Raw genomic sequence first — 24691 nt, 5'->3', positions numbered from 1 at the left:
CCTGGTCGCATGCTGGCCCGAGCCGGAATTCAGTAATCCACCAGTTGATGCTCGCGCAAATACGCGAGTATCACTTGTGCTTTTTCGACGGAACTCCCTTCAATTACGACGCTGCCGCCGCGGCTCTCGGTCGTCGTCGCCGACAGCATGCGCGCGTGGCCCGAGCGCTTTTCGGCGGCGGCGAGGCGCACCGGTTTCGCTGTGGCGGGGCCGATCGTCCATGCGGACTGTTCGGGAGTGGTGCCGTGCCGCGCGTCGGCGCGCTCGATCGTGCCTTCGCGCATTCGTGCATACGCGTACGACGTCGCGACGTTCGCGAGCGGATGCACGACAACCAATGCCGGCAGCCGCACTTCGACGCGCCGTCGCAGGCCCTTCGGCATGAACTGCCGGACCTGCGCTCGACCGTCGCGCAGCGCCAGATCGACGGCGGCGCCGACGAGCGGCACCGCCAGCGCATGCGCGACGCGATACGGCAGCATGCCGCTATCGAAACCGCCTTCGGCGCGCGTGCCGGTCAGCACCAGCTCGTAGCCACGCAAACGCCCGGCGAGTTGCGGCGCAGGATCGGCGTCGGGCGGCATCTCGAGCACTTCGACCGAACGCGCGCCGAGCGCCAGATACTCGTTCAACGCGGCGTTCGACGGATCGCCCGCGTGCAGCACGTCGAGCGTCGCGCCATGCGTTCTGACGAGCGACAGCGCCAACGTCAACGCCGCCGCATCGTTGCGGCTGTAGCGCGCGACGCCGCTGACCGGGTGACGTCCGACTGAAACCAGCACGGCGATCTTCATGCGAGCACTCCTTCGGCAAGCTTGCCCGGCCGCAGCAGCGCGGCCGAGGTGGCGCGGGCACCGCGCGCCGCGGCCGCCGCCTCGTCGAGCGCCGCGATGGTTTCCTGCGCGTCGGCGATCACGGTCAGATTGGCGCGCTTCGCGATCGGCGCGCTCGCGTCGAGATTCACCGCGATCACATGGCGGCAATCCTTGATGCCTTGTAGATGCTGCACCGCCCCCGAGATGCCGAACGCGATATACACGCTCGCCTCGACGGTCTTGCCGGTCGCGCCGATCTGCTTGTCGCGCGTGAACTTGCCGTCGTCGACGGCAACCCGGCTGGCACCGATCGCCGCGCCGAGGGTCGTCGCGAGTCGCTCGAACGCGGGCACGTCGCTGACGCCGTTGCCCGCCGACACGATGAAATCCGCCTCTTCCAGCGCGACCTGCGCCGCGTCGATTTCGTCGATGCCGAGATCGTGTATCGCTCCTTGCGCGACTGTGCTGTTCGCTTCGCGGTCGAAGCGCCAGGCGGCCCGCTCGCCCGCGCCGACGAACGGCAGCTTCGGATCGACCGCATTCGGCTCGAGCAGCACGACCTCGGGCAGCGCGCGGCTGGCGAGCGCCGTATTCGCGCGAACATAGCTGCACACGTGCCCGGCAGCGATCTCGACGACGTGCGTCGCGACGCTTGCCTCGGCCACCGCCGCATAGCGGCGGCCGAGGTCGCCGTCGCCGGTCGCGTTGTCGGGCAGCAAGACATGGGCTGGCGCATAGGCCGCGACGCAGGCCGCCAGCGCATTCAGTTCATCGTTCGGCGCGTACGTGCGGCGATCGAACATCGGCAATTCGATCAGCTTGTCGGCGCCGAGCGCGGCGGCATCGCCGGTGAATTCGCCGAACACCAGCAGCACGACTTCGCTGTGCGTGTCCGCGATCAGCGCGGCGGCGGCGAGCGTCTGGCGCGCGTGTTCATCGAGCGCGCCGCGGTCCGCGTGCGCCGCGACCAGCAGCACATGGCGCGGGGCGGCCGTCGTGCGGCGCGGCTTCGGCTGTTCGCGATGCCCGGCATGACGCGCATCGGACCGTGTGGCACTGTCGGCTTCCGCGATGCCAACGACGCCGAGCGTGATGCGCCTGAGTCCCTGTGCCGTCACCGTGAACGGCCGGCGCGGATCGATTCGTTTGAGCGTATTCATCATCGCGTTACTCCAGCGCCGCGGCGACCAGTTCGGCCACGTCCAGCACTTCCGGTCGCGGCCCCACCACCCCTTCGAGCATCGCGGTGCAATTCGGACAGCCGACCGCGACGATCTCCGCGCCGCTCGCGCGCGCGTCGTCGATACGGATGTCGGGAATCCGCCGTTTGCCGGGAATATCGGTCAGCGGTGCGCCGCCGCCACCGCCGCAGCAGCGTCCACGCAGGCCGTGACGCTCCATCTCGACCACCTTGATGCCGATGCTCTCCAGCACCCGGCGCGGCGCTTGCGTCTCGCCGTTGTAGCGGCCCAGATAGCACGGGTCGTGATACGTGACGTTGCGCGCCGCGACGGCGGCGGCCGCGCGCGGCGACAGCTTGCCGCTCGCGATCAGTTCGTCGATCAGCGCCGTGTGATGCTGGACCTGATAGAACCCGCCGAGCGCGCGATACTCGTTGCGCAGGCTATGCAGCACATGCGGATCGGCGGTAACGATGCGCGCGAACGAGTACTGCGCGAGCGTCCCGATCAGCGTACGGGCCAGTTGCTGGAACGTCGCTTCGTCGCCGAGCCGCCGCGCGGTGTCGCCGGTATCGGTCTCGACACCGCCGAGCACCGCGTAATCGACGCCCGCGCGGTTCAGCACCTTGACGAGCGCGCGCAGCGTGCGCTGATAGCGCATGTCGAACGCGCCTTCGCCGGCGATCAGCAGCACGTCCACGTGACGGCCCGGCTGCGCGAGCTGCACCTGCAGATCGACGGCCCAGTCGTAGCGCGCGCCGATGTCGTAGCCGTTGAGGCTGCCGGTTTCGCGCAGATTCGCGAGCGTCGCCGGCCCCTTGCCCGGCACGCTGCCTTCGACGAGCGTCTGATTGCGGCGCATGTCCACGATCGCGTCCACGTGCTCGATCAGCATCGGGCACTCCTGCACGCAGGCGCGGCAGGTCGTGCAGGACCACAGCGTGTCCGCTTCGATCAGCGTCGAGATCAGCGGCTTGGCGGGCGCGCCCGCGTGCTTGCCGACCGGAATGCCGGGCGTCGGGCTGCCTGCGTACTGCGCGTCGGTGCCGCCGACCATGCCGGTTACCAGATCCTGAATCAGCTTCTTCGGATTGAGCGGCTGACCGGCCGCGAACGCGGGGCACGCCGCTTCGCATTTGCCGCATTGCACGCAGGCGTCGAAGCTGAGCAACTGGTTCCAGCGGAATTCGACCGGCTTGCCGACGCCGTATTCCTTCGCGTCGAGCAGCGGGGTTTTAAGCGCGGTGGGCGGCACGGCATCGCCAGCGTGACGCGCTGCGGTGGAATCGGCAAAGCGCTCCTGGCGCGGATGAAACGCGAGATGCAGCAATCCGGCCAACGCATGTTTCATCGGGCCGCCACGCGCCGCGCCGAACGTCATCGTGAACGCGCCCGTCGCGATCAACAGCGCGACGATCACCGCGAGCGCGCCGGACATCATCGTCGCCGGAAGCGCGATGAACAGCGCGAGACCGAGCGCGAATGCGCCCAGTAGCAACGGCAACTGATCCCACGGGCCGCGCGAGAGTCGCGCCGGCACCGTCTTCGCGCCATGCCGGCGGCGCCACACGAACACCGTGCCGATCAGCATCGCCAGCGCGGCGAGAAAGATCAGTTTGTCCAGCCACGGCGAGTAGATCGCGAGACCGTAGTTGACGAACACGAGCGCCATCGCGAGGATCGCTCCGCCCGCCGTGGCAACGTGCGTGCGGGCGATATACGGATCGCGCGCGACCACATGATGCAGGTCGACGAAGTAACGCTTCGGGATCGCGAGCAGATTGGCCCAGCCATAGGCGCCCGCGACGGTCGCACGGCCCTCGCGCCAGTAGGCGGCGCGGCGCGCCAGCGCGAACGCGAGACCGGCCACCGACACCCACAGCAGGACGGTGATGACAAACACGGGGCTCATCGTCAGAAATCCTTGCAAAGGCGCAGCGCGTCGTAGATCGCGCCGTGAATGTTGTGCATCGAGATGCAGTCGCCGACCCGGAACAGCAGGAAGCGGCCGTCGCCGAGCTGCTCGTCGAGACACGGTTGCGGTTCGGACGCGAACAGTTTGTGCACGTCGACCTGGCCGCGATTGACCGATTCAGGCTTCAGTTTCCAGTAAAGCTGATCGTTCGGCGTACTGCCGTTTTCGATCACCACCTGATCGACCGCGCGCTCCTCCTGCTCCTCGGTGTACTCGTTGCGGATCACGGCGATCTTCTTGCCGTCCTCCTCGTACACCCTGTCGAGCCAGTAATTGGGCGTATGGATCACGCCTTGCGCGTACAGACGGCGATAGAAGATCGGGAACGTGGTGCCGCCGACGTCGTCGGCGACCTTCACGTCGGGCGTGACGATCTCCACGTTGGCGCCGCGGCTCGCGATGAAATCGGCGACGCCCGCGCCGGCATGCGTGCTGACGCCGTCGTACACGAGCACGTTCCTGCCCGGCTCGACCTTGCCGGCCAGCACGTCCCACGAACTGACCGCGAGCCCCGAGTCGACGCCCCACGCCGCGACCTGCGACGTGAACGCCGAACCGCCGGTGGCGAGCACGACGATGTCGGGCTTCTCGGCCATGATGGTCCGCTCGTCGGCGGCGACACCGAGGCGGCGGTCCACGCCGAGGCGCTTCGTCTCCATGTCGAACCAGCGCACGATGCCCGCCATCTGCTCGCGCTGCGGCGCTTTCGCCGCCAGCATGATCTGGCCGCCCACGTGATCGTTCTGTTCGAACAGCACCACGTCGTGACCACGCGACTTCGCGACGCGCGCCGCTTCGAGCCCCGCCGGCCCCGCGCCGACCACCACGACCTTGCGCTTCGGCCCGCGCGTCTTCGCGATCACGTGCGGCATCGTCGCTTCGCGCGAGGTCGCCGCGTTCTGCACGCACAGCACGTCGAGCCCGTTGTACTGACGGTCGATGCAGTAGTTCGCGCCGACGCACTGCCTGATTTCGTCCTCGCGGCCATCGCGGATCTTGATGACCATATGCGGATCGGCGATCTGCGCGCGCGTCATGCCGACCAGATCAACCACGCCGCTCGCGAGCAAGCGCTCGGCCTGGCCCGCGTCGCGAATGCTTTGCGCGTGCATCACCGGCACCTTGACGATCTGCTTGATGCCGGCCGCGAGATGCACGAACGGCTCGGGCGGCAGCGCCATCGGCGGCATGCAGTTGGCGAGCGTATTGTGCGTGTCCGCGCCGGAACCGATCACGCCGAGATAGTCGATCAGGCCGGTCTCGCTCATCGCCTGGGCAATCTCTTTCAGCTGCTCGTGATCGAGCCCATCTTCGTGGAATTCGTCGCCGCACATGCGCAGGCCGACGCAGAAGTCGGCACCCACCGCCGCGCGCACCGCCTGCAACACTTCGACGCCGAAACGCAGGCGGTTTTCGAGCGAGCCGCCCCACTCGTCGGTACGGAAGTTGGTGCGCGGGCTCCAGAACTGATCGATCAGATGCTGATGCGCCGCCGAGATCTCGATGCCGTCCATGCCCGCATCCTTCACGCGCTTCGCGGCCGCCGCGAAGTCGCCGATGATGCGGCGGATCTCTTCGACCTCGATGATCTTCGCGTTGCCGCGATGCACCGGCTCGCGCACTCCCGACGGCGACATCAGATGCGGCCAGTGCTCGCCGTGAAACGCCGAGCGGCGTCCCATGTGGGTGGCCTGAATCATGATTTTCGCGCCATGCGCGTGCATCGCTTCGGCGAGCCGCGCGAGCGGATCGACGATCCGGTCGGTGGCGAGATTCACCGACTTCCACCAGCCTTGCGGGCTGTCGATCGACACCGGGCTCGAACCGCCGCACACGGCGAGTCCGACTCCGCCCTTCGCCTTTTCCTCGTAGTAGCGGATATAACGGTCGCCGGGCAGACCACCCGGCTCCGCATAGACCTCCGCGTGCGCGGTACTGACGATGCGATTGCGCAGCGTCAGCTGGTTCAACGTGAGCGGCTTGAAAAGGTTCGGGTAACGCATCGCGATCGACCTCGGAATGCCCGGATTAGATTGACGCGAGCGGCGAGACTTCGAACACGCAGTGCTCGTGTCCCTCCGCCGCGCAGCGCGCTTCTTTCGACTGCGACGGCGGGCCCTTGCGCGCGCCGTCGGGCGCGGTATCGTTGACCCAGTCCATCGCGCCCGCGAACCAGCCGGCGAACATGTAGCAAAGCTTGCCGGTCTTGCCAGGTTGCGCGAGCACGAACGACGAGTGCCGCAATTCGATCCGCGCATGCGAGCTGGCCGGATCGGCTTCGATGATCCTGAAGATGCCCCAGCCGCGCTGCGACAGACGGTTCAGGTAATGCTCGAATACCGCCATGCCGGCAAGACCATGTTGCTTCGATTCCTTCTCGCACCAGAAATAGGCGGACTTGTGACCGGCCTTGTAGAGAATCCCGGCGTACGTATCTCGGCCGAGCGCTTCCTCGACGGCGACGTGGTTGTTGGTGAAGAAGTGGCGCGGCACGTACAGCATCGGCAGCGCGTCGGTGGTCCAGACGCCGGTGTCCGGATCGACGTCGATAGGCAGTTGGGGTTGCATGTGGAGACTCCGTTTCGTATTTGCTATGAAAACAAGGGCTAAAGCTCACACCTTCCAGACTTCGCCGAACACCCGTACCCAGTTTTCGCCCATGATCTTGCGGATGCGCGTCTCGCTCCAGCCGGCGCGTTCCATCGCGGCGGTCAGGTTCGGAAACTCGCCGATCGTGCGAATGCCTTCGGGATTCACGACCTTGCCGAAGTTCGTCAACTGGCGATAACGGCCCTTGTCGTGCGTGATCCAGTCGAAAAACTCGGTGCTGTAACCCTGCGTGAAATCCGTGCCGATCCCCACCTGGTCCTCGCCGATCAGGTTCACCACGTACTCGATCGCCTCGATATAGTCCTCGACGGTCGCATCCGGTCCGCGCTTCAGGAACGGCGCGAACATCGTCACGCCGACGAAGCCGCCCGCGTCCGCGATCTCCTTCAGCTGCTCGTCGGTCTTGTTGCGCGGATGCTCCTTGAGCCCGGACGGGCAGCAATGCGAATAGCAGACCGGCTTCTTCGACGCCGCGATCGCCTCCGACGACGTCTTGCCGCCCACATGCGACAGATCGACCATGATGCCGACGCGGTTCATCTCCTGAATCACTTCGCGCCCGTAGCCGGACAGACCGCCGTCGCGTTCGTAGCAGCCGGTGCCGACCAGGTTCTGCGTGTTGTAGCAAAGCTGCACCACGTTGACGCCGAGATCCTTGAACGCTTCGATATAGCCGAGGTTGTCCTCGAACGCATGCGCGTTCTGGAAGCCGAAGATGATGCCGGTCCTGTTCTCTTTCCTGGCGCGGAAGATGTCGTCGGTGGTGCGCACCAGCGTGAGGATCTCGCTGTATTGGCGGATTTGCTGCTTCATTTCGGCGATGTTGTCGACGGTCTTCTGAAAACTCTCCCAGACCGACACCGTGCAGTTCACCGCGGTCACGCCGCCCTTGCGCATGTCCTCGAACACCGAGCGCTCGAACTTCGAAATGTTCAGCCCGTCGATGATGATGCTGTTCTCGTGCAGTTGACTCATCGTTTGCTCCACGCGTACTCAGTAAATGGGAAAGCGCTCGCACAGCGCGAAAATCTCGCGGCGCACGCGTTGTTCGGTTGCGGCATTGCCTTCGGGCGACACGCGCAGCGCATCGAGCACCTCGACGATCAGACGCCCGACCTCGCGAAACTCGCTGACGCCGAAGCCGCGTGTCGTGGCCGCCGGTGTGCCGAGGCGGATGCCGGAGGTGATGGTCGGCTTCTCCGTATCGAACGGAATGCCGTTCTTGTTGCAGGTGATGCCCGCGCGCTCCAGCGCCTGTTCGACCTGATTGCCCTTGAGCCCCTTCGGCCGCAGATCGACCAGCAGCAGATGGTTGTCGGTGCCGCCCGTCACCAGATCGACGCCGCCCGATGTGAGCACCTCGCCCAATGCCCGCGCGTTCGCGAGCACGCTGTCGATATAGGTTTTGAAGTCCGGCTGCAGCGCCTCGCCGAATGCGACCGCCTTGCCGGCGATCACGTGCATCAGCGGGCCGCCCTGCAAGCCGGGGAACACGGCAGAGTTGATCTTCTTTGCGATCTCCTCGTCGTTGGTCAGCACGAATCCGCCGCGCGGACCGCGCAAGGTCTTGTGGGTGGTCGACGTGACCACGTGCGCATGCGGGACCGGATTGTCATGGCGGCCGGCCGCGATCACGCCGGCGATATGCGCCATGTCCACCATCAGCTTCGCACCGGCGCCATCGGCGATCGCGCGCAGCCGCGCGAAGTCGAGCGCGCGCGGATAGGCGGAGAAGCCGGCGATCAGCAGCGTCGGCTTGTGCTGTTGCGCCAGTTCCTCGATCTGCTCGTAGTCGATCAGCATCGTGTCGCGCCGCACGCCGTACTGCACCGCGTTGAACCACTTGCCCGACATCGCGGGTTTCGCGCCGTGCGTCAGATGTCCGCCCGCGTCGAGCGACATGCCGAGCACCGTGTCGCCCGGCCTGGTGAGCGCGAGCATCACCGCGCCGTTCGCCTGCGCGCCGGAATGGGGCTGCACGTTGGCGAACTTCGCGTCGAACAGCTGCTTGATACGATCGAGCGCCAGCGTCTCGATCGCGTCGACGTATTCGCAACCGCCGTAGTAACGCTTGCCCGGATACCCTTCCGCGTACTTGTTGGTCAGCACCGAGCCCTGCGCGTCGAGCACCGCGCGCGACACGATGTTTTCCGAAGCGATCAGCTCGACTTGCGACTGCTGACGCTCGAGCTCTTTCAGAATGGCGCCGCGCACGGCCGGGTCGCGCACCGCTAGCGAGTCGTCGAAGAAGGGATTCGGGTTCGACATGGAAGGTCCGTGAGATCGTTGACGGGAAGGCCGCTGCGGGTTGCCGGCGGGATCGCGCTACCGCTTTGCCTGGGTCTATTCTTGACGGTCGCCCGGCGCGTCTATTTACGAATTCAGACGCGTTCTTTGCCTTTTCCGCCATGCGCAACCTGTTTCGACAAGTCGGCGCGATCCGCGCGCTCAGCGCTGCACTACAACGCAGTATTCCTGCGCCGATCGGGTGCGCTGCAAGGGCGTCGCCGCGCTGTTCCGGTGCCGCGCGGATGCTTTCATCAGTCGATTGCTTGGCTATTCCAGGCTTTGTGCGCAGTATCCAAGGGTTTAGCCTGATGGCACGGTAGTTGCCCTGATACTCAGAATTCAGATAGTCGCCCTCCCCACGGCGACGCGACATTTACATCAGGAATCACCGTTCCCATGTCCACCGATCGCACGGCATCGTTGTCGCATTTCGCATTCATGCCGGTCCCCAACTTCACGATGATCGCCTTCTCGAACGCGATCGAAGTGCTACGCATGGCGAACTATCTGACCGGCCAGACGCTTTACCGCTGGTCGATCGTGAGTCCCGCCGGCGGGCCGGTCATGGCGAGCAACGGGTTATCCGTCGATACGGGGTCGGTCGAATGCGTCGGGCAACCCGACATCGTGTTCGTGGTTGGCGGCATCGACGTGCAGCGCTCCACCACCGCCGAGCATCTGTCCGCGCTGCGCCGTTTCGCGCGCATGGGCTGCGTGCTGGGCAGTCTTTGCACGGGCACCTATGCGCTCGCGCGCGGCGGCCTACTGGCCGGTTATGCGTGTGCGATTCATTGGGAAAACATGTCGGCGCTGAAGGAAGAGTTTCCCGATACGCGCTTTCTGAAAGAGCTGTTCGTGATCGATCGCGATCGCGTGACCTGTACCGGCGGCGTCGCGCCGCTCGACATGATGCTGAACCTGATCGCGCCGCGTGTTGGCACCGCTCGGGTCACGCAGATCGCCGAGCAGTTCATCGTCGAACACGTGCGCGACACCAGCGCGCAGCAGAAGATGCCGCTCGTCGCGCGGCTCGGCTCGGCCAACAAATCGCTGTTCGAAGTGATCTCGCTGATGGAGAACAACATCGAGGAGCCGCTGTCGCGCGAAGAACTGGCGCGGCTCGCCGGCATGTCGCAACGGCAGTTGCAACGGCTGTTCCGCGAACATCTGGGGATGACGCCGACGCACTACTATCTGACACTGCGCCTGCGGCGCGCGCGCGAGCTGCTGTTGCAGACCGACATGTCGATCATGCACATCACGATGGCCTGCGGCTTCCAGTCGGCCTGCCACTTCTCGAAGAGCTATCGCGATGCGTTCGGCACCGCGCCGACGCGCGAGCGTCGCAAGCAGGTGCCTTCGCTATCCGGTGCGCCAGTGATGGCGGCTTGATCAATGAACAGAAGCGCCGCGTGCCCGGCAGGCCACGCAGCGCTTTAGCGGCCAACCAAACTCAAGCCGCCTTCAACAACCCGCGCGGGTCGATCACAAACTTCTTCGGCGCGCCGCCGTCGACGTCTCCATGTTCGTGAGCGGCACGCCGCACATGCTGCGCGGCGCACCGTTTCGCCAGCGTAGCGGCCTACAACTTTTTCTTTACCCCCGCGCAACATATCCTCGTTTGCCAGCGGTTCGCAAAAGCCCGATAGTGCTGCCTCAGCCGAATCGCCGATCCACCGATTCGCACTCCCCCGACCGAGGACCCGTTTGCCATGAAGACCCGAGCGCTCAAACTGATAACAACCGGCACGTTCGCGCTGTTCACGCTCTGCGCGATCTCACCCGTCGGCCACGCGGCCGAGCCCACCGCCGCGCAACTCCAACCGACCATCGATGCCGCGATCAAGCCGCTGATGGCGAAGTACCATATCGCCGGCATGGCGATCGGCGTGATCGACGACGGCAAGCCCTACGTCTACAACTATGGCGTCGCATCGACGCAAACCGGCAAGCCGGTCACACGCGATACGCTGTTCGAACTCGGCTCGGTCAGCAAGACCTTCACGGCGACGCTCGCGTCGTATGCGCAGCTCGACGGCAAGCTGTCGTTGTCGGACGGCACGGAACGCTATCTGCCGACGCTGCGCGGCCGCCCGTTCGGCAAAGTCAGCCTGCTGAACCTCGGCACGCACACGCCTGGCGGTCTGCCGCTACAGGTGCCGGACGACATCCATAACGACGCGCAATTGCTGCGGTACTTCCACGACTGGGAGCCCGCTCATGCGCCCGGCACGTTCCGCACCTACTCGAATCCCGGCATCGGCACGCTCGGCCTGATCACCGCGAAGACCATGGGACAGGATTTCACCGTGCTGATGCAGCAACGCGTGTTTCCGGCGCTCGGTATGAAGAGCACCTATATCGACGTGCCCGCGGCGAAAATGCCGGACTACGCGCAGGGCTATGCGAAAGACGGTGCGCCGATCCGCCTGACGGGCGGCGTGATTTCCGCCGAAGCGTACGGGGTGAAGTCGACCGCCGCGGATATGCTGCGTTACGTGCAGGCCAACATGAACCTGATTCCGCTCGACAGTCAGTGGCAGCGCGCGATCACGGACACGCATACCGGCTACTTCCAGTCCGGCGTGCTGACCCAGGATCTGATCTGGGAGCAGTACCCGTATCCGGTCGCGTTGCCGACCTTGCTGGCCGGCAATTCGCCGGAGATGGTCCTCAACGGCACGCCGTCGACCGCAATCAAACCGCCGCTGCAGCCGCAGCAGAACGTCTGGATCAACAAGACCGGATCGACCAACGGCTTCGGCGCGTATGTCGCGTTCGTGCCGCAAAAGCGCATCGGTATCGTGATGCTCGCCAACCGCAATTTCCCGAACGAAGCGCGCGTGAGCGCCGCGCATCAGATCCTCACGGCGCTGGATGGCGGCAAGCCCTGATACGGCGCGGACTTACGGGCGCAGCCGCGCACGCGCTGCGCCGGCGATCCGTGCGAGCGCATCCGCGCTCAGACGGGCCGCGATTTTCTCGACGTACGCATGATGCCGCGCTTCGAGCGGCGCACCGAGCTCCCGCGCGAGCAGATAGCGGATCAGCGCAATGCGCCGATGACGCAGCGCGATACTTTGATCGAGCAGCGCGAGCGCGGCGCCGGCATCGCGCTCATCGCACGCGCGTGCCGTGAGAAGCGAGGTGGCCGCGCGTGCCGACGTCATGGCGAAATCAGCAAAGCGAAGCGCGCGTCGCTCAGCACATCAACGGCTCGGCGGCGTCGAGCATGATCCTGACGAAGTAATCCGCGAAACTGCGACGCACGACGATGTCGAAACTGTCGGTGCCCGTGGGCAGCAACGTGATCGACGCCTTGAAATAGTGGCTCTGCGCGCACTGCCCCAGGCCGAAAAGTCTGGGATGCAGATCGAGCGGACAGCCGCGCGCGAGCACGTCGCGCGTGCGCGTGCCGGTGATTTCGAGCACCGTATAGCCGCTGCCCACATCGACCGCCGATGCGAACACGCCCGCGAACGCCGCGCCGAGCTTCGCCTGCAACGGCGCCGTGCGCGTCGCATCGTGCGCGGTTTCCGAACGCACGAGCCATTCGTCCGGGCCGAGCCAGACCATGTCGTAGCCGTTGCCGCGCGCGACGGTGTTCGGCTTCTCCGGCGGCTTGCAGCCGATCACCTGTTCCACCGCGCGAATGAACGCCGAGTCGCGCGTATCGCCGCGCACGTTCACGAGTTCGAGAAATGGCCGCTCGCCGAGCCGGAACGCGGCAGTCGCGTTGGCCTGATGCTGTTTCAGCAGCCCATCCACACCGACCAGCGGCGACTCCTGCCACGCGCCGTTTTGCCGCCCGAGCGTGCGGTCCACGATGGACACCGTCCCGCCTGTTTCATTCCACATGTTGACGTGCTCCTTCGCTGTCGTAGAACACCGGACTCGCGATCTTCGCCGCGATCTGTTTGCCGCTCGCGAGCGGAATCGTGACGGTCGTGCCGATCTTGTCGAGACCGCCCTTGACGACCGCCATCGCGATCGAGCGTTGCAGAATCGGGCTGTAATAGCTCGACGTGACGTGCCCGAGCATCGGCGCGGTGTCGCCCTGGAACGGACCGGCGACGATCTGCGAGCCCTCGGGTATCACGAACGACGCATCCTCCGCGAGCAGCCCGACCAGTTGCTTACGTCCCGCCTTCGCGGTGTCCGAGCGGGCGAGCGAGCGCTTGCCGAGAAAGTCCTTGGACTTCGCGACGAGCCCGCCCATGCCGAGGTCGTGCGGCGTCATCGAGCCGTCCGTATCCTGGCCGACGATGATGTAGCCCTTCTCCGCGCGCAGCACGTGCATCGTCTCGGTGCCGTACGGCGTGATGTCGAACTCCGCGCCCGCGGCCATCAACGCTTCCCACACCGCGCGTCCGACGTTGGCCGGCACGTTCACCTCGTACGCGAGTTCGCCCGAGAAGCTGATGCGCATCACGCGCGCCGCCGCGCCCGCGACGGTGCCTTCACGATACGTCATGAACGGAAACGCCGCGTTCGCGAAGTCGATGTCGTCGCAGACCTTTTGCAGCACCTTGCGGCTCATCGGGCCGACTACCGCAAAAGTAGCCCAGTGATCGGTGACCGACGCGAGCCGCACGCGCAGGTCGGGCCATTCGGTTTGCAGCCAGCGTTCGAGCCACGTGAGCACACGCGCCGCGCCGCCGGTGGTGGTCGTCATCATGTAGTGCTGCTCGGCGAGGCGCACGGTCACGCCGTCGTCGAAGATCATGCCGTTTTCGTCGAGCATCAGGCCGTAGCGGCACTTGCCGACTTCGAGCTTGGTCCACGGATTCGTGTACACCCAGTTCAACAGTTTCGCGGAATCGGGGCCCTGAATGTCGATCTTGCCTAGCGTCGACGCATCGAGGATGCCGACGCTTGTGCGCACCGCGAGCGCTTCGCGCGCAACCGCCGCGTGCAGATCCTCGCCCGCTTTCGGGTAATACCACGGACGCTTCCAGTTGCCGACGTCCTCGAACGCCGCGCCGTGTTCCACGTGCCATTCGTGTACCGCCGTCTTGCGCACCGGATCGAGCAATTCGCCCAATTCCCGGCCGGCGAAAGTGCCGAACGTGACCGGCGTGTAGTTCGGCCGGAACGTCGTCGTGCCGGTCTCGGGAATGGTCTTACCGAGCGCCTGGGCGAGAATCGCCATGCCGTTGATGTTGCCGAGCTTGCCCTGGTCGGTGCCGAAGCCCATCGCGGTGTAGCGCTTCACGTGTTCGACGGATTCGAAGCCTTCGCGCGCCGCGAGGAAGATATCGGCCGCCGCGACGTCGTTCTGGAAATCGACGAACTGCTTGGGCCCGCGCGTGGCCAACTCGCGTCCGCCGACGAGCCACAGCGGTTCCAGCTTCGTTTCGCTCAGTTCGGCGACCTGCACCGGCTTTGGCCGCGCGACGATGTGCCCGGCCGCGCGCGCCGCTTCGACGCCGGCGTCGAGCGCGAAGCGGATGCCCTGGCCGAGCGTGAAGTCGCCCGCGCAGGCGCCGACGCTGGTCTCAGGCTGGACCGCCTTGCCCGGCACGAAGCAGGCCTTGTCGTCATGCCAATGGGCCTTGCCGCCCGACTGCGCGAACAGATGCAGCACTGGGCTCCAGCCACCCGACATCGCGAGCAGATCGCACGGCAGTTGGCCCTGCTGAGCGGTGATTTGCCCTTTCGCATACGAAGCGAGCGACACCGACGCGACGCGCAGCTTGCCATGCGCCGCCGTGACGACCGTGCCGTTCAGCACCTTGATGCCATGGCGGCGCGCAAGCGCGGGCAGCGTGCCCTTCGATTCGCCCGCGCGCGGATCGATGACGCTCACCTGCGCGCCGGCCGCCTTCAGGTCGAGCGCGCATTGATAGCCGTCGTCGTTGTTCGTGAACACGATCGCATTGCGACCCGGCAGTACCGCATACCGATGCAAATAGCTCGACACCGCCGACGCGAGCATCACGCCAGGCAGATCGTTGTTGCCGAACACGATCGGCCGTTCATGCGCGCCGGTCGCGAGAATCACGCGTTTCGCGCGGATCTTCCACAGCAGTTCGCGCGTGCCCTTGCGCTGCGACACGGGCAGATGATCGGTCAGACGCTGCGTGACCGTGACGAGATTGTGGTCCTGATAGCCGAACGCGGTGCTGCGGCTCAGGATCTTCACATCGGGCAACTGCCGCAATTCGTCCTCGATTTTCCGCACCCACTGCAGCGCGGGCTTGCCGTCGATCTCCGCGCCGCAGGACAGCAGCGAGCCGCCCAGCTCGGGCTGATCGTCGACGAGCGTCACGCGCGCGCCGGACAAGGCCGCCGCGTGCGCGGCCGCGAGCCCGGTCGGGCCGCCGCCGACGACCAGCACGTCGCAATGCGCGAAGCACTTGTCGTAGCGGTCCGCGTCGCGCTGTCGCGGCGCGGTGCCGAGGCCGGCCGCGTCGCGAATCGCTTCCTCGTACTTCGGCCAGAGTTTGCGCGGCCACATGAAGGTCTTGTAGTAGAAGCCCGCCGGAATGAAGCGCGCGATCTTCTGGTTGATCGCCATGCGGTCCTTCTCGATGCTCGGTTTCGCGTTCACGCTGCTCGCGACGAGCCCCTGATACAACTCGACCTCGGTGGCGCGCGCGTTCGGCACCGTGTAGGCGCCGGTCTCGAGCTGCACGACCGCGTTCGGCTCCTCGACGCCCGCGGTCACGATGCCGCGCGGCCGATGATATTTCCAGCTGCGCGCGACGAAATGCATGCCGTTCGCGAGCAATGCGGACGCGAGCGTATCGCCTTGATAACCCTGATACTCGACGCCGTTGAACGTGAAGCTCAGCGCGATCGCGCGATTGATGCGCCCGCCGGTCGGGAGTCGGTCTTTCTGGCTCATGATGCTTTGCCCTCTTGTGCCTTTACCTGTGCGTTTGCTGCCTGTGTATCGGTACTGTCCAGCGCCAGCAACGGACGCTCGAACGTCTGATAGCCCTGGAACGCATAGCTGACGGTGTCGCGCTGCGCCTTGAACCAGCGGCGGCAGCCCTGCGTGTGGAACCATTGCTCGCGATGCACGCCGCGCGGGTTCTTGCGCATGAAAAGGTAGTCGCCCCATTCCTTGTCGGTGAGCTTGTCCGTGTCGAGCGGGCGGGCGATGTCCGCCTCGCCGCCGCACGAGAATTCGGTTTCGGCGCGGGGACCGCACCACGGGCATTCGATCAGCAGCATCTGTGTCTCCTTGTCGACTAGTGGGCCACGGCGGCAGCGCCATGCTCATCGATCAGATGACCGGTATAGAACCGGTCCAGCGAAAACGGCGCGTTCAACGGATGGGGTTCGTCCTTCGCGATCGTGTGCGCATAGACCCATCCCGAGCCGGGCGTCGCCTTGAAGCCGCCCGTCCCCCAGCCGCAGTTGAAATACAGTCCCTTCACATCGGTCTTGCTGATGATCGGGCACGCGTCCGGCGACACGTCGACGATGCCGCCCCACTGCCGGTTCATCCGCACGCGGGAAAACACCGGGAACATTTCGACGATCGCCTCGAGCGTGCCCTCGATGACCTGGAAGCTGCCGCGCTGCCCAAACCCGGTGTACTGATCGACGCCCGCGCCGATCACGAGATCGCCCTTGTCGGACTGGCTGATATACGCGTGGACCGCATTCGACATCACGACCGTGTTAACGACCGGCTTGATCGGCTCCGATACCAGCGCCTGCAACGGATGGCTTTCGAGCGGCAGCCGCACGCCGGCCATGTCGGCGAGCGTCGAGGTGTTGCCGGCCGCGACCACCGCGACCTTCTTCGCCTTGATGAAACCCTTCGTCGTGTCGACGCCCGTCACCTGGCTGCCGTCGCGGCGAATGCCGACGACCTGGCAGTTCTGCACGATATCGACGCCGGCCTGATCGGCGCCGCGCGCGAAGCCCCACGCCACCGCATCATGCCGGGCCACGCCGCCGCGCCGCTGGATCGATGCGCCGAGCACGGGGTAGCGGCTGTTCAGATTGATGGTCGGCTCGAGTTCCTTGATCTGCGCGGGCGTGAGAAATTCGGCGTCGACGCCGTTCAGGCGGTTCGCGTTGACGCGGCGTTCGGTGTCGCGCACGTCCTGCAGCGTATGCGCGAGATTCATCACGCCGCGCTGGCTGAACATCACGTTGTAGTTCAGATCCTGCGCGAGCCCTTCCCACAGCTTCATCGCCTTCTCGTAGAGCGCGGCGGATTCGTCCCACAGGTAGTTCGACCGCACGATCGTCGTATTGCGCGCGGTGTTGCCGCCGCCGATCCAGCCCTTCTCGAGCACCGCGACATTGCGCACGCCATGCTCCTTCGCGAGGTAGTACGCGGTCGCGAGACCGTGCCCGCCGCCGCCGACGATCACGACGTCGTATTCACGTTTAGGCTCGGGGCTGCGCCATTGCCGCTCCCAGTTCTCGTGATACGACATCCCGTTGCGTAGCAGGCTGAATATCGAATAGCGGCTCATCGTCGTTCCTTGGCGGTTTTGCAGATGCGGTGTAGCGGTTCAACACTCGATGACGTTCACGGCCAGTCCGCCGCGCGACGTCTCCTTGTATTTCGTCTTCATGTCGGCGCCGGTTTCGCGCATGGTGCGGATCACACTGTCGAGCGACACCACGTGCTTGCCGTCGCCCTTCATCGCGAGGCGGGCCGCGTTGATCGCCTTGATCGCGCCCATCGCGTTGCGCTCGATGCACGGAATCTGCACCAACCCGCCGACCGGATCGCAGGTCATGCCGAGGTTGTGTTCCATGCCGATTTCGGCGGCGTTCTCGACCTGGGTCGGCGTGCCGCCCATCACGGCCGCGAGCGCGGCGGCGGCCATCGAGCAGGCCACGCCCACTTCGCCCTGGCAGCCCACCTCGGCGCCGGAGATCGACGCCGTTTCCTTGTAGATGATGCCGATCGCCGCGGCGGTCAGCAGGAAGTCGACGATGCCGGCGTCGTTCGCCGCATGCATGAATTTCACGTAGTAGTGCAGCACTGCCGGGATCACGCCGGCCGCGCCATTGGTCGGCGCGGTGACGACCCGGCCGCCCGCGGCGTTCTCCTCGTTGACGGCCATCGCGTACAGGTTGACCCAGTCGAGCATCGACAGCGGGTCGCGCAGCGATTCCTCCGAGTGTGCGCGCAAGCGCTCGCACAGCTCGGCCGCGCGACGCTTCACGTGCATCGGGCCGGGCAACTCGCCGCGCGCCTTGCAACCGCGCTCGACGCATGCGGCCATCGTGCGCCAGATCGCCAGCAGGCCCTCGCGCACGTCGTGCTCGGGCCGGGTCGCGCATTCGTTGCGCAACGTCACTTCGGCGATGGACAGGCCGCTTTCGCGGCACACGCGCATCAGATCGTCGCCGGTGCGAAACGGATACGGCACCTCCGCGTTGGCGCGCCGGCCGTTCACGCGATCGCCGTCGCGATTGACGACGAAGCCGCCGCCGATCGAGAAGTACTCTTTTTCGACGAGCAGTTGACCGTTCTCGTCGAAGGCCTGGAAGCGCATGCCGTTCGGATGCACGACGCCCGAGCCCGGCGCGCCCGGCATCAGCTTGCGCAAGAAGCCGACATGTTCGCGCTCGTCGAACGCGACCGGATGCTTGCCGAGCAGCACGAGCTGTCGGGTCTCGCGGATCGCGCGCAGCCGCGGCTCGATCAGCTCAGGATCGAGCCGGTCGGGCAGATTGCCTTCGAGGCCGAGCAGCACCGCCTTGTCGGTGCCGTGGCCCTTGCCGGTCGCGCCGAGCGAGCCGAACAGCTCGGCTCTGACGCGCCGCACGAAGCCGAGCAGATTCGCGTCCTCGATGTGCGATGCGAAGCGGCATGCGGCGATCATCGGCCCGACCGTGTGCGAGCTGGATGGACCGATGCCGATCTTGAACAGATCGAAGACGCTGACGTTCATGGCGTGCCTTGTGCGTTGTGTCTTGCGTGTTGCGATGGCCGGAAGCGCTTCGACTCGACTCATGCGCCCGGACGGAATGTGCGTCTATTGCACCGCACGCCGGGCCGGATCGATAGAATAAAAACGGCATCGCAATGGGATGGCGTCGTCAGGTGAACCGCCAGGCGGGTCTTCCGGCGCATTTGCGATGACTTGGGACGCATTTGCGACAGGCGGCCCGATTGCGGCCGGCAATGCTGAAGGTCCGTGGTGCTATCCTCGCTTCACCGTTTCGGTCAACGTTCGTTCCTCTTTCGCCGTTCTTTTCACCGACCCGCCGCGCGCATGAATTCCGCTGAAACGCTTGCCCCTCCCTCACTCGACACAGCCACGAAGCAGCGCATCCGCTTCGGCATCATCCTGCTGCCGAACTTCACGCTGACCGCATTCGCGGGTTTCGTCGACCTGCTGCGCCTGTCCGCCGACGAAGGCGACTTTAGCAAGCCGGTGCGCTGTTCGTGGAGCGTGATCGGGGAAACCCTGGCCCCGGTGCGGGCGAGTTGCGGCATCCAGATCACGCCGTGGGAAACCTTCGAGACCGCCGGGAAGTTCGACTACGTGGTGGTGGTCGGCGGACTGCTGCACTCGGGGCCGGCCGCGAGCGAGGCGACGCTCGCGTTCATCCGCCGCGCCGCCGCCCGCGACGCGACGCTGGTCGGCATGTGCACCGGCGTGTTCTCGCTGATGCGCGCGGGCGTGCTCGACGGCCATCGGATCTGCGTGAGCTGGTTTCACTACTGGGATTTCATCGAGCGCTTTCCGTCGGTCGACGAACAGATGCTGGTCGCCGACCGGCTGTTCGTGATCGACCGGCGGCGCATCACCTGTTCCGGCGGCCGCGCGTCGATCGACGTCGCCGCCGCGATCCTGCTGCGTCATTTCGAAACCGCCACGGTGCAGAAGGCGCTGCGCATCCTGCTCGTCGACGACCTGCAGAAAGGCAACGCGCCGCAGCCGCATCCGCCCGGTCTCGCGCCGGCCTCGCATCCGAAGGTCAAGCGCGCGATCCTGCTGATGGAGCAGCACGTGGGCCGCGCGCTGCCGCTTGACCAACTGGCGGGCAAGCTCGATCTGTCGCCGCGTCAGCTCGAACGGCTGTTCAAGGCGCAGACCGGCAAGGCGCCGCAAGCCTACGCGAAGCAGGTGCGCCTGCGCACCGCCGCGTGGTTGTTGACGAGCTCAGACAAAACCGTCGCCGATATCGCGTCGAGCTGCGGCTTTTCGGACGCCTCGCACCTGGGACGGGAATTTCGCAAACAGTTCGGCGTGCCGCCGATGATGTATCGCGAGCAGCGCGGCACGGCGGAGCAAGCCGACGACGGCTCGTGCTACGACGAAACGTTTCCGGGCCGCGCGCAGGCGATCTGAATCCGCGCGGCACGCGAGGCCGCGGCACCCGCTACTCCGGCATGCGCCGCTCGACGCTCGGCGCATGCCCGAACTGCGCGCGATAGGCCTTGCTGAAATGGCACGGAGAATGAAAACCGCACACCGTGGTCACGCGCGCGATCGACGCATCGGTATTGCGCAGCAGATCGCGCGCGCGGCGCAGCCGCAAGCTCAGGTAGTAATGCGTCGGCGACACGTTCAGGAATAGCTTGAACATCCGTTGCAAATGACGCTGCGACAGGTTGACGAGCCGGGCGAGTTCGTCGAGCGATAGCGGCTCCTCGATGTTCGCTTCCATCAGCCGCACCACTTCGATCAGTTCGGTGCGCGACAGGCCGACCCGCGCGTCGACCGGAATGTGCTGGTAATCGGTCGAGCCGCGAATCCGCTCGACGATGAATTGCTCGGACACCTGCGCGGCCACCGAGGCCCCCAGCCGCATGCCCACCAGATGCAGCATCAGATCGAGCGGCGCGGTTCCGCCGGTGCAGGTCAGCCGGTCGCGGTCGATCACGAACAGTTCGTCGTCGAAATGCACATGCGGATAGCGCTGGTGCAACGGCGACATGTCCTCCCAATGCACGGTCGCGCGATAGCCGTCGAGCAGCCCGGCCGCGAGCAGCGCATACGGACCCGTGCAGATCCCGCCGAGCGGCACGCGGTGCGCGGCCGCCTCGCGCAGCAGCGCGATCACCGCGTCGTTCACATACTCGCGCACGTGCCAGCCCGCGCACACGAACAGCAGGTCCGGCATGCCGGCCTCGGCGAGCGTGGTGGTCGGTTTCACCGTGATGCCGTTGCTCGCGCGCGCCGGCTCGCCGTCCGGCGTGATCACCGACCACCGGTAGTGCTGCGCGCGGCCCACGTAGTTCGCCATGCGCAGCACCTCGACCGCGCTCGTGAACGCGATCATCGAGAAGTTCGGCAGCGTCAGGAAGCCGACGTGCGCGACGGCGCACAGCCGCGCATCGGCTTCGGCGGAGGCGATTGCGTCGCGCTTCATGGACGTATCGAATCAGGCCATCAACCGTGTTGCGCCGCCGGCTCGCGGCGCACTTTCATCGCATTGCGCAAACCGGCGAACAGGGGCGCGCGTACCTTGCCCGGCGCCCGGCCGAAGCTCTCGGTGATGCGGTCCAGAATGATCGCCAGCATCACGACCGACATCCCGCTTTCGAAGCCGAGTCCGATATCGAGCCGCTGGATGCTCGCGAGCACGTCGTTACCGAGGCCGCCCGCACCGACCATCGACGCGATGATCACCATCGACAGCGCCATCATGATGGTCTGGTTCACGCCGGTCATGATCGACGGCAGCGCGTTCGGAAACTGCACCTTGTACAGCAGTTGCGACGGCGTGCAGCCGAACGCCTGTCCCGCTTCGACGATTTCGCGATTCACGTGCTTGATGCCGAGCGCGGTCAGACGCACCGCGGGCGGCATCGCGAAGATCACCGTCGACAGGATGCCCGGCACGCGGCCGAGACCGAACAGCATCGCGGCCGGAATCAGGTAGACGAACGCGGGCATCGTCTGCATCAGATCGAGCACCGGGCGCACGATCATTTCGATGGCGCGGCTCTTCGCCGTCCAGATGCCGAGCGGCACGCCGAGCACGAGACTGATCACCGTCGATGACAGCGTGAGGCCGAGCGTGATCACCATCTGATCCCAGAAGCCGGTGCCGTAGATCAGCAGCAGCGCCGCCAGCGTGAACAGCGCGAAGCGCCAGCCGACGCGCCACAAGCCGATGCCGACGAAAAACGCCATCAGCGCCCACATCGGCACGGCCTGCAAACCGTGCTCGACCGCCGCGGCGAAACTCTCGATGACCTTGCCGATCGTGTCGAAGGTCTGCGCGTCGTGATCGAGCAGGTAGTGAACGCCGTGATCGACCCACGCGCCAACTGGAATGACTTCAGACATGAGAACCTCGATGGCGCGTGAGAACGTTCAGCACGTTCGTCTTGTTGACCGAACCGCAGTAGGAGCCGTCCGCTTCGACGACCGGCAGCGGCGCGCGGCTCGCCACCACGCGCGCGACCACGTCGTCGAGCGGCGTGCTGCGGCGGATGCATTCGATCTGGTTGAGCTGCGGCGACGCGCTGCCCGTCGCATCGCGGCACACGAAGCCGCGAATCCGGCGCTCGCTATCGAGCACGAACGCGTAGTCGGCGCTGCCGTTGAGCGTCGCGGCGACGCTCGACGCGTCGATCTGCGGCGCGTGCATCAGCGGCACGTCGTCGGTCTGCATCAGATCGCCGGCCGTCAGATAGCGGCTCGTGTCGATGCCTTCGAAGAACGCTCGCACGTAGTCGTCGGCCGGGTTCTTGATGATTTCCCGCGGCGTGCCGATCTGCACCACGCGCCCGCCCTCCATGATCGCGATGCGCGTGCCGATGCGCATCGCCTCCTCCAGATCGTGCGACACGAACAGGATCGTGCGCTGCTGCTCGCGTTGCAGATCGAGCAGCACGTTCTGCATCTCCTTGCGCTTGAGCGGATCGAGCGCGGAGAACGCCTCGTCCATGATCATCAGCGACGGGTTGACCGCGAGCGCGCGCGCGAGCCCGACGCGCTGCTGCATGCCGCCCGACAACTCGGCCGGCAGTTTCTGCGCGAACGGTGCAAGGCCGACCTGTTCGAGCACCGTCAGCGCCCGCGCCTCGCGCTCCTTGCGGCCGACGCCCGCGACTTCGAGGCCGAACGCCGTGTTGGCCAGCACGTTGCGCTGCGGCATCAGCGCGAAGGACTGGAACACCATGCTCATGTCCTTGCGGCGCAGCGCGGTCAGCTCGGCGCGCGGCACGCCCGCGACATCGCGGCCGTCGATCAGCACCTTGCCGGCGCTGGGCTCGACGAGCCGATTGATCAGGCGAATCAGCGTCGACTTGCCCGAGCCGGACAGGCCCATCAGCACGAAGATCTCGCCCTCGCGAACCTCGAACGATGCGTTGTGGACGCCGACGATCTGACCGGTGCGGGCAAACACCTCTTCTTTCGTGGCGCCGCCGGCCAGCATCGCGAGCGCCTGTTTCGGGTTGCTGCCGAACACCTTGCACAGCCCTTCGACCACGACCTTGGGGGAATTCATCGAGTGCTCTCCTCGCTTGCGGACGTCCGTCCGCGCTGTGCCTACATAGTTGCCAGAAAAAAGTGCGGCTAACCGACTAATTCCGACAACCACATGAGGAAATGCGACACCCGGTCATGCCGTGGACGTTCGGCGCGGCGAGCAAACCCTTGGGAGAACGATGTGGGAGAAAGGATTGACGCGGGTTGGCCCGCGCACGGAGCGTGTCGCAACAGAGCAAGCGGCGCTCCCGGACGGCGGCGCGCGCGAGAGGCCTGGAGGCGCGGGGTTCAGGAAATCGACACGCCCAGCAAGCGCCCGACGCCGAACGTGAACCCTGCCGCGATGAGCCCGATGACGATCTGGCGCAGCGCCGAAAACCCCGCGCTGCGTCCGTTGAACAACGACGTGAACACGCCGATCAACGCGAGCGCCAGCATGCTCAGCACGACACACTGCACGATTGCGCTGACGCCGCGCGTCCACAGGAAAGGCATCACCGGGAAAATCGCGCCGAGCGAGAACAAGCAGAACGACACACCCGCCGCCGACCACGGATTGCCGCCCAGTTCCGCCGGATCGAGACCGAGCTCCTCGCGCGTGAGGGTGTCGAGCGCCTTGTCCTTGTCGCGCATCATCTGCGAGGCCACGCGTTTCGCCTCGCTCGCGTCGAGCCCTTTCGCGCGGTAGATCAGCGCGAGCTCGTGCTCCTCCGCTTCGGGCTGTTCTTCGATCTCCTCGGCTTCCTTGGCGATCTGCGTGCTCGCGAGTTCGCGCGCATTGGTGACCGACAGCCATTCGCCGAGCGCCATCGAACAGGCACCGGCGATCAGCCCGGCGAGGCCGGTCAACAGGATCGCCTTGTTGCCGGTGCCCGCGCCGGCGACGCCCATGATCAGGCAGAAGTTGGACACGAGGCCATCGTTCGCGCCGAGAACCGCCGCGCGCAGATCGTTGCCCGACGCGGCGCCCTTGTGCCACGACTCGGCCGCGGCAATGCGCGCGCCGGACGACAGGTTGGCATTGCCGGTGCTCGCGAGCGTCTGCACGATGGCCGCGTGATGATGTTCGTCGGCCGACATGTGGCCCGCGTCGCGTTGGCCTTGATATTTGTTGCGGTCCGCGTATTCGGCTGCGGCGAGCGTCGGCAGCACGAAGTCCGCCCCGCACACGCGCACGAGCCCCTTCATCAGACGCGTCTTGACCGCATGGCCACGGCCCTTCGGTTCGATGCCATTGGCTCTGAGCTTGTCGGCCCACACTTGCGCGTGGCTGTGTTCGGATTGCGCGAGATCCTGATAGACCTGCTTGCGGGTCTCGTCTTTCTCGACCTGTGCGAGCGTCTCATAGAGGGCGGCGCTGTGCAGTTCGTCGGAGAGATTCGCCTTGTAGCGTTTCACTTCATGTTTCGTTGCCATGATCGCGCCTCGCAACTGCCCGGC

The 24691-nt window shown here is 65.8% G+C and carries 20 protein-coding genes; 3 read left to right on the top strand and 17 right to left on the bottom strand.

Features of this window, described 5'->3' with window-relative positions:
- Nucleotides 1–29: 29 nt before the first annotated feature.
- Genes F6X37_RS11380 through F6X37_RS11350 form a run of 7 tightly spaced genes read right to left on the bottom strand, consistent with a single transcriptional unit; the run spans nt 30 to nt 8849 of the window.
- On the bottom strand, nt 30–794 hold the full coding sequence (locus F6X37_RS11380; RefSeq protein ID WP_187611359.1) for an electron transfer flavoprotein subunit beta/FixA family protein: 765 nt from the start codon (nt 792–794) through the stop codon (nt 30–32).
- A complete protein-coding gene (locus tag F6X37_RS11375; protein WP_187611431.1) occupies nt 791–1975 on the bottom strand; it encodes an electron transfer flavoprotein subunit alpha/FixB family protein in 1185 nt (394 codons plus the stop codon). Before F6X37_RS11375 ends, F6X37_RS11380 begins: the two co-directional genes overlap by 4 nt.
- A gap of 7 nt (nt 1976–1982) precedes the next feature.
- On the bottom strand, nt 1983–3908 hold the full coding sequence (locus F6X37_RS11370) for a (Fe-S)-binding protein (RefSeq protein WP_187611358.1): 1926 nt from the start codon (nt 3906–3908) through the stop codon (nt 1983–1985).
- A gap of 2 nt (nt 3909–3910) precedes the next feature.
- Entirely contained in the window at nt 3911–5974 is a 2064-nt protein-coding gene (locus F6X37_RS11365) for an NADH:flavin oxidoreductase (protein ID WP_187611357.1), read from the bottom strand.
- Nucleotides 5975–5999: 25 nt separating this feature from the next.
- On the bottom strand, nt 6000–6539 hold the full coding sequence (locus F6X37_RS11360) for a DUF5943 domain-containing protein (RefSeq protein WP_187611356.1): 540 nt from the start codon (nt 6537–6539) through the stop codon (nt 6000–6002).
- A 45-nt stretch (nt 6540–6584) separates the two neighbouring features.
- Complete coding sequence (locus tag F6X37_RS11355; RefSeq protein ID WP_187611355.1) at nt 6585–7556, bottom strand: dipeptidase; 972 nt, start codon at nt 7554–7556, stop codon at nt 6585–6587.
- A gap of 18 nt (nt 7557–7574) precedes the next feature.
- A complete protein-coding gene (locus F6X37_RS11350) occupies nt 7575–8849 on the bottom strand; it encodes a serine hydroxymethyltransferase (RefSeq protein ID WP_187611354.1) in 1275 nt (424 codons plus the stop codon).
- A gap of 417 nt (nt 8850–9266) precedes the next feature.
- Between F6X37_RS11350 and F6X37_RS11345 the strand changes: the two genes are divergently transcribed.
- A complete protein-coding gene (locus F6X37_RS11345; protein ID WP_187611353.1) occupies nt 9267–10262 on the top strand; it encodes a GlxA family transcriptional regulator in 996 nt (331 codons plus the stop codon).
- Nucleotides 10263–10582: 320 nt separating this feature from the next.
- Nucleotides 10583–11764 (top strand): class C beta-lactamase, encoded by a 1182-nt coding sequence (ampC, locus tag F6X37_RS11340; RefSeq protein WP_187611352.1) that lies wholly within the window; start codon nt 10583–10585, stop codon nt 11762–11764.
- Nucleotides 11765–11776: 12 nt separating this feature from the next.
- Here the strand turns inward: ampC and F6X37_RS11335 are convergent, their stop codons facing one another.
- The 6 genes from F6X37_RS11335 to F6X37_RS11310 are packed head-to-tail and all read right to left on the bottom strand — an operon-like array spanning nt 11777 to nt 18748.
- The gene (locus F6X37_RS11335; protein ID WP_018425089.1) at nt 11777–12040 is read right to left on the bottom strand and encodes a hypothetical protein; all 264 of its coding nucleotides are present in this window, start codon (nt 12038–12040) and stop codon (nt 11777–11779) included.
- Between the two features lie 31 nt (nt 12041–12071).
- Nucleotides 12072–12728, bottom strand: coding sequence for a sarcosine oxidase subunit gamma (locus F6X37_RS11330; protein ID WP_187611351.1), 657 nt, complete (start codon nt 12726–12728; stop codon nt 12072–12074).
- Nucleotides 12718–15720, bottom strand: coding sequence for a sarcosine oxidase subunit alpha family protein (locus F6X37_RS11325; protein WP_187611350.1), 3003 nt, complete (start codon nt 15718–15720; stop codon nt 12718–12720). The genes F6X37_RS11330 and F6X37_RS11325 overlap by 11 nt, the downstream gene beginning before the upstream one ends.
- A complete protein-coding gene (locus tag F6X37_RS11320; protein WP_018425086.1) occupies nt 15717–16052 on the bottom strand; it encodes a sarcosine oxidase subunit delta in 336 nt (111 codons plus the stop codon). The genes F6X37_RS11325 and F6X37_RS11320 overlap by 4 nt, the downstream gene beginning before the upstream one ends.
- Nucleotides 16053–16069: 17 nt before the next feature.
- Complete coding sequence (locus tag F6X37_RS11315) at nt 16070–17314, bottom strand: sarcosine oxidase subunit beta family protein (RefSeq protein WP_090810027.1); 1245 nt, start codon at nt 17312–17314, stop codon at nt 16070–16072.
- Between the two features lie 39 nt (nt 17315–17353).
- Entirely contained in the window at nt 17354–18748 is a 1395-nt protein-coding gene (locus tag F6X37_RS11310) for an L-serine ammonia-lyase (protein WP_187611349.1), read from the bottom strand.
- A 324-nt stretch (nt 18749–19072) separates the two neighbouring features.
- Here F6X37_RS11310 and F6X37_RS11305 point away from each other — a divergent pair, with 324 nt between their 5' ends.
- The gene (locus tag F6X37_RS11305; RefSeq protein WP_187611348.1) at nt 19073–20155 is read left to right on the top strand and encodes a GlxA family transcriptional regulator; all 1083 of its coding nucleotides are present in this window, start codon (nt 19073–19075) and stop codon (nt 20153–20155) included.
- A 31-nt stretch (nt 20156–20186) separates the two neighbouring features.
- Here the strand turns inward: F6X37_RS11305 and F6X37_RS11300 are convergent, their stop codons facing one another.
- The 4 genes from F6X37_RS11300 to F6X37_RS11285 all read right to left on the bottom strand — a co-directional run bounded on the left by F6X37_RS11300 (nt 20187) and on the right by F6X37_RS11285 (nt 24667).
- Complete coding sequence (locus F6X37_RS11300) at nt 20187–21179, bottom strand: GlxA family transcriptional regulator (protein ID WP_187611347.1); 993 nt, start codon at nt 21177–21179, stop codon at nt 20187–20189.
- 20 nt (nt 21180–21199) lie between these two features.
- A complete protein-coding gene (choW, locus tag F6X37_RS11295; RefSeq protein ID WP_187611346.1) occupies nt 21200–22102 on the bottom strand; it encodes a choline ABC transporter permease subunit in 903 nt (300 codons plus the stop codon).
- Nucleotides 22095–23270: a glycine betaine/L-proline ABC transporter ATP-binding protein gene (locus tag F6X37_RS11290; protein WP_187611345.1), complete on the bottom strand. Its 1176-nt coding sequence runs from the start codon at nt 23268–23270 to the stop codon at nt 22095–22097. The genes choW and F6X37_RS11290 overlap by 8 nt, the downstream gene beginning before the upstream one ends.
- Before the next feature lie 269 nt (nt 23271–23539).
- Nucleotides 23540–24667: a VIT1/CCC1 transporter family protein gene (locus F6X37_RS11285; protein ID WP_187611344.1), complete on the bottom strand. Its 1128-nt coding sequence runs from the start codon at nt 24665–24667 to the stop codon at nt 23540–23542.
- Nucleotides 24668–24691 lie beyond the last annotated feature (24 nt).

Source organism: Paraburkholderia sp. 31.1 (assembly GCF_014397645.1).
GTDB classification, from domain to species: Bacteria; Pseudomonadota; Gammaproteobacteria; order Burkholderiales; family Burkholderiaceae; genus Paraburkholderia; species Paraburkholderia tuberum.
This window is presented reverse-complemented; position numbering and strand designations above follow the sequence as displayed.

Excerpts from the sequence above, each read along its gene's own strand:
- F6X37_RS11305 (WP_187611348.1), top strand. The coding sequence starts at position 19,073 with ATGAATTCCGCTGAAACGCTTGCCCCTCCCTCACTCGACACAGCCACG.
- F6X37_RS11335 (WP_018425089.1), bottom strand. The coding sequence starts at position 12,040 with ATGACGTCGGCACGCGCGGCCACCTCGCTTCTCACGGCACGCGCGTGC.
- F6X37_RS11370 (WP_187611358.1), bottom strand. The coding sequence starts at position 3,908 with ATGAGCCCCGTGTTTGTCATCACCGTCCTGCTGTGGGTGTCGGTGGCC.
- F6X37_RS11330 (WP_187611351.1), bottom strand. The coding sequence starts at position 12,728 with ATGTGGAATGAAACAGGCGGGACGGTGTCCATCGTGGACCGCACGCTC.
- F6X37_RS11375 (WP_187611431.1), bottom strand. The coding sequence starts at position 1,975 with ATGAATACGCTCAAACGAATCGATCCGCGCCGGCCGTTCACGGTGACG.
- F6X37_RS11315 (WP_090810027.1), bottom strand. The coding sequence starts at position 17,314 with ATGAGCCGCTATTCGATATTCAGCCTGCTACGCAACGGGATGTCGTAT.
- choW (WP_187611346.1), bottom strand. The coding sequence starts at position 22,102 with ATGTCTGAAGTCATTCCAGTTGGCGCGTGGGTCGATCACGGCGTTCAC.
- F6X37_RS11380 (WP_187611359.1), bottom strand. The coding sequence starts at position 794 with ATGAAGATCGCCGTGCTGGTTTCAGTCGGACGTCACCCGGTCAGCGGC.
- F6X37_RS11365 (WP_187611357.1), bottom strand. The coding sequence starts at position 5,974 with ATGCGTTACCCGAACCTTTTCAAGCCGCTCACGTTGAACCAGCTGACG.
- ampC (WP_187611352.1), top strand. The coding sequence starts at position 10,583 with ATGAAGACCCGAGCGCTCAAACTGATAACAACCGGCACGTTCGCGCTG.
- F6X37_RS11355 (WP_187611355.1), bottom strand. The coding sequence starts at position 7,556 with ATGAGTCAACTGCACGAGAACAGCATCATCATCGACGGGCTGAACATT.
- F6X37_RS11325 (WP_187611350.1), bottom strand. The coding sequence starts at position 15,720 with ATGAGCCAGAAAGACCGACTCCCGACCGGCGGGCGCATCAATCGCGCG.
- F6X37_RS11350 (WP_187611354.1), bottom strand. The coding sequence starts at position 8,849 with ATGTCGAACCCGAATCCCTTCTTCGACGACTCGCTAGCGGTGCGCGAC.
- F6X37_RS11320 (WP_018425086.1), bottom strand. The coding sequence starts at position 16,052 with ATGCTGCTGATCGAATGCCCGTGGTGCGGTCCCCGCGCCGAAACCGAA.
- F6X37_RS11290 (WP_187611345.1), bottom strand. The coding sequence starts at position 23,270 with ATGAATTCCCCCAAGGTCGTGGTCGAAGGGCTGTGCAAGGTGTTCGGC.
- F6X37_RS11345 (WP_187611353.1), top strand. The coding sequence starts at position 9,267 with ATGTCCACCGATCGCACGGCATCGTTGTCGCATTTCGCATTCATGCCG.
- F6X37_RS11360 (WP_187611356.1), bottom strand. The coding sequence starts at position 6,539 with ATGCAACCCCAACTGCCTATCGACGTCGATCCGGACACCGGCGTCTGG.
- F6X37_RS11310 (WP_187611349.1), bottom strand. The coding sequence starts at position 18,748 with ATGAACGTCAGCGTCTTCGATCTGTTCAAGATCGGCATCGGTCCATCC.
- F6X37_RS11300 (WP_187611347.1), bottom strand. The coding sequence starts at position 21,179 with ATGAAGCGCGACGCAATCGCCTCCGCCGAAGCCGATGCGCGGCTGTGC.
- F6X37_RS11285 (WP_187611344.1), bottom strand. The coding sequence starts at position 24,667 with ATGGCAACGAAACATGAAGTGAAACGCTACAAGGCGAATCTCTCCGAC.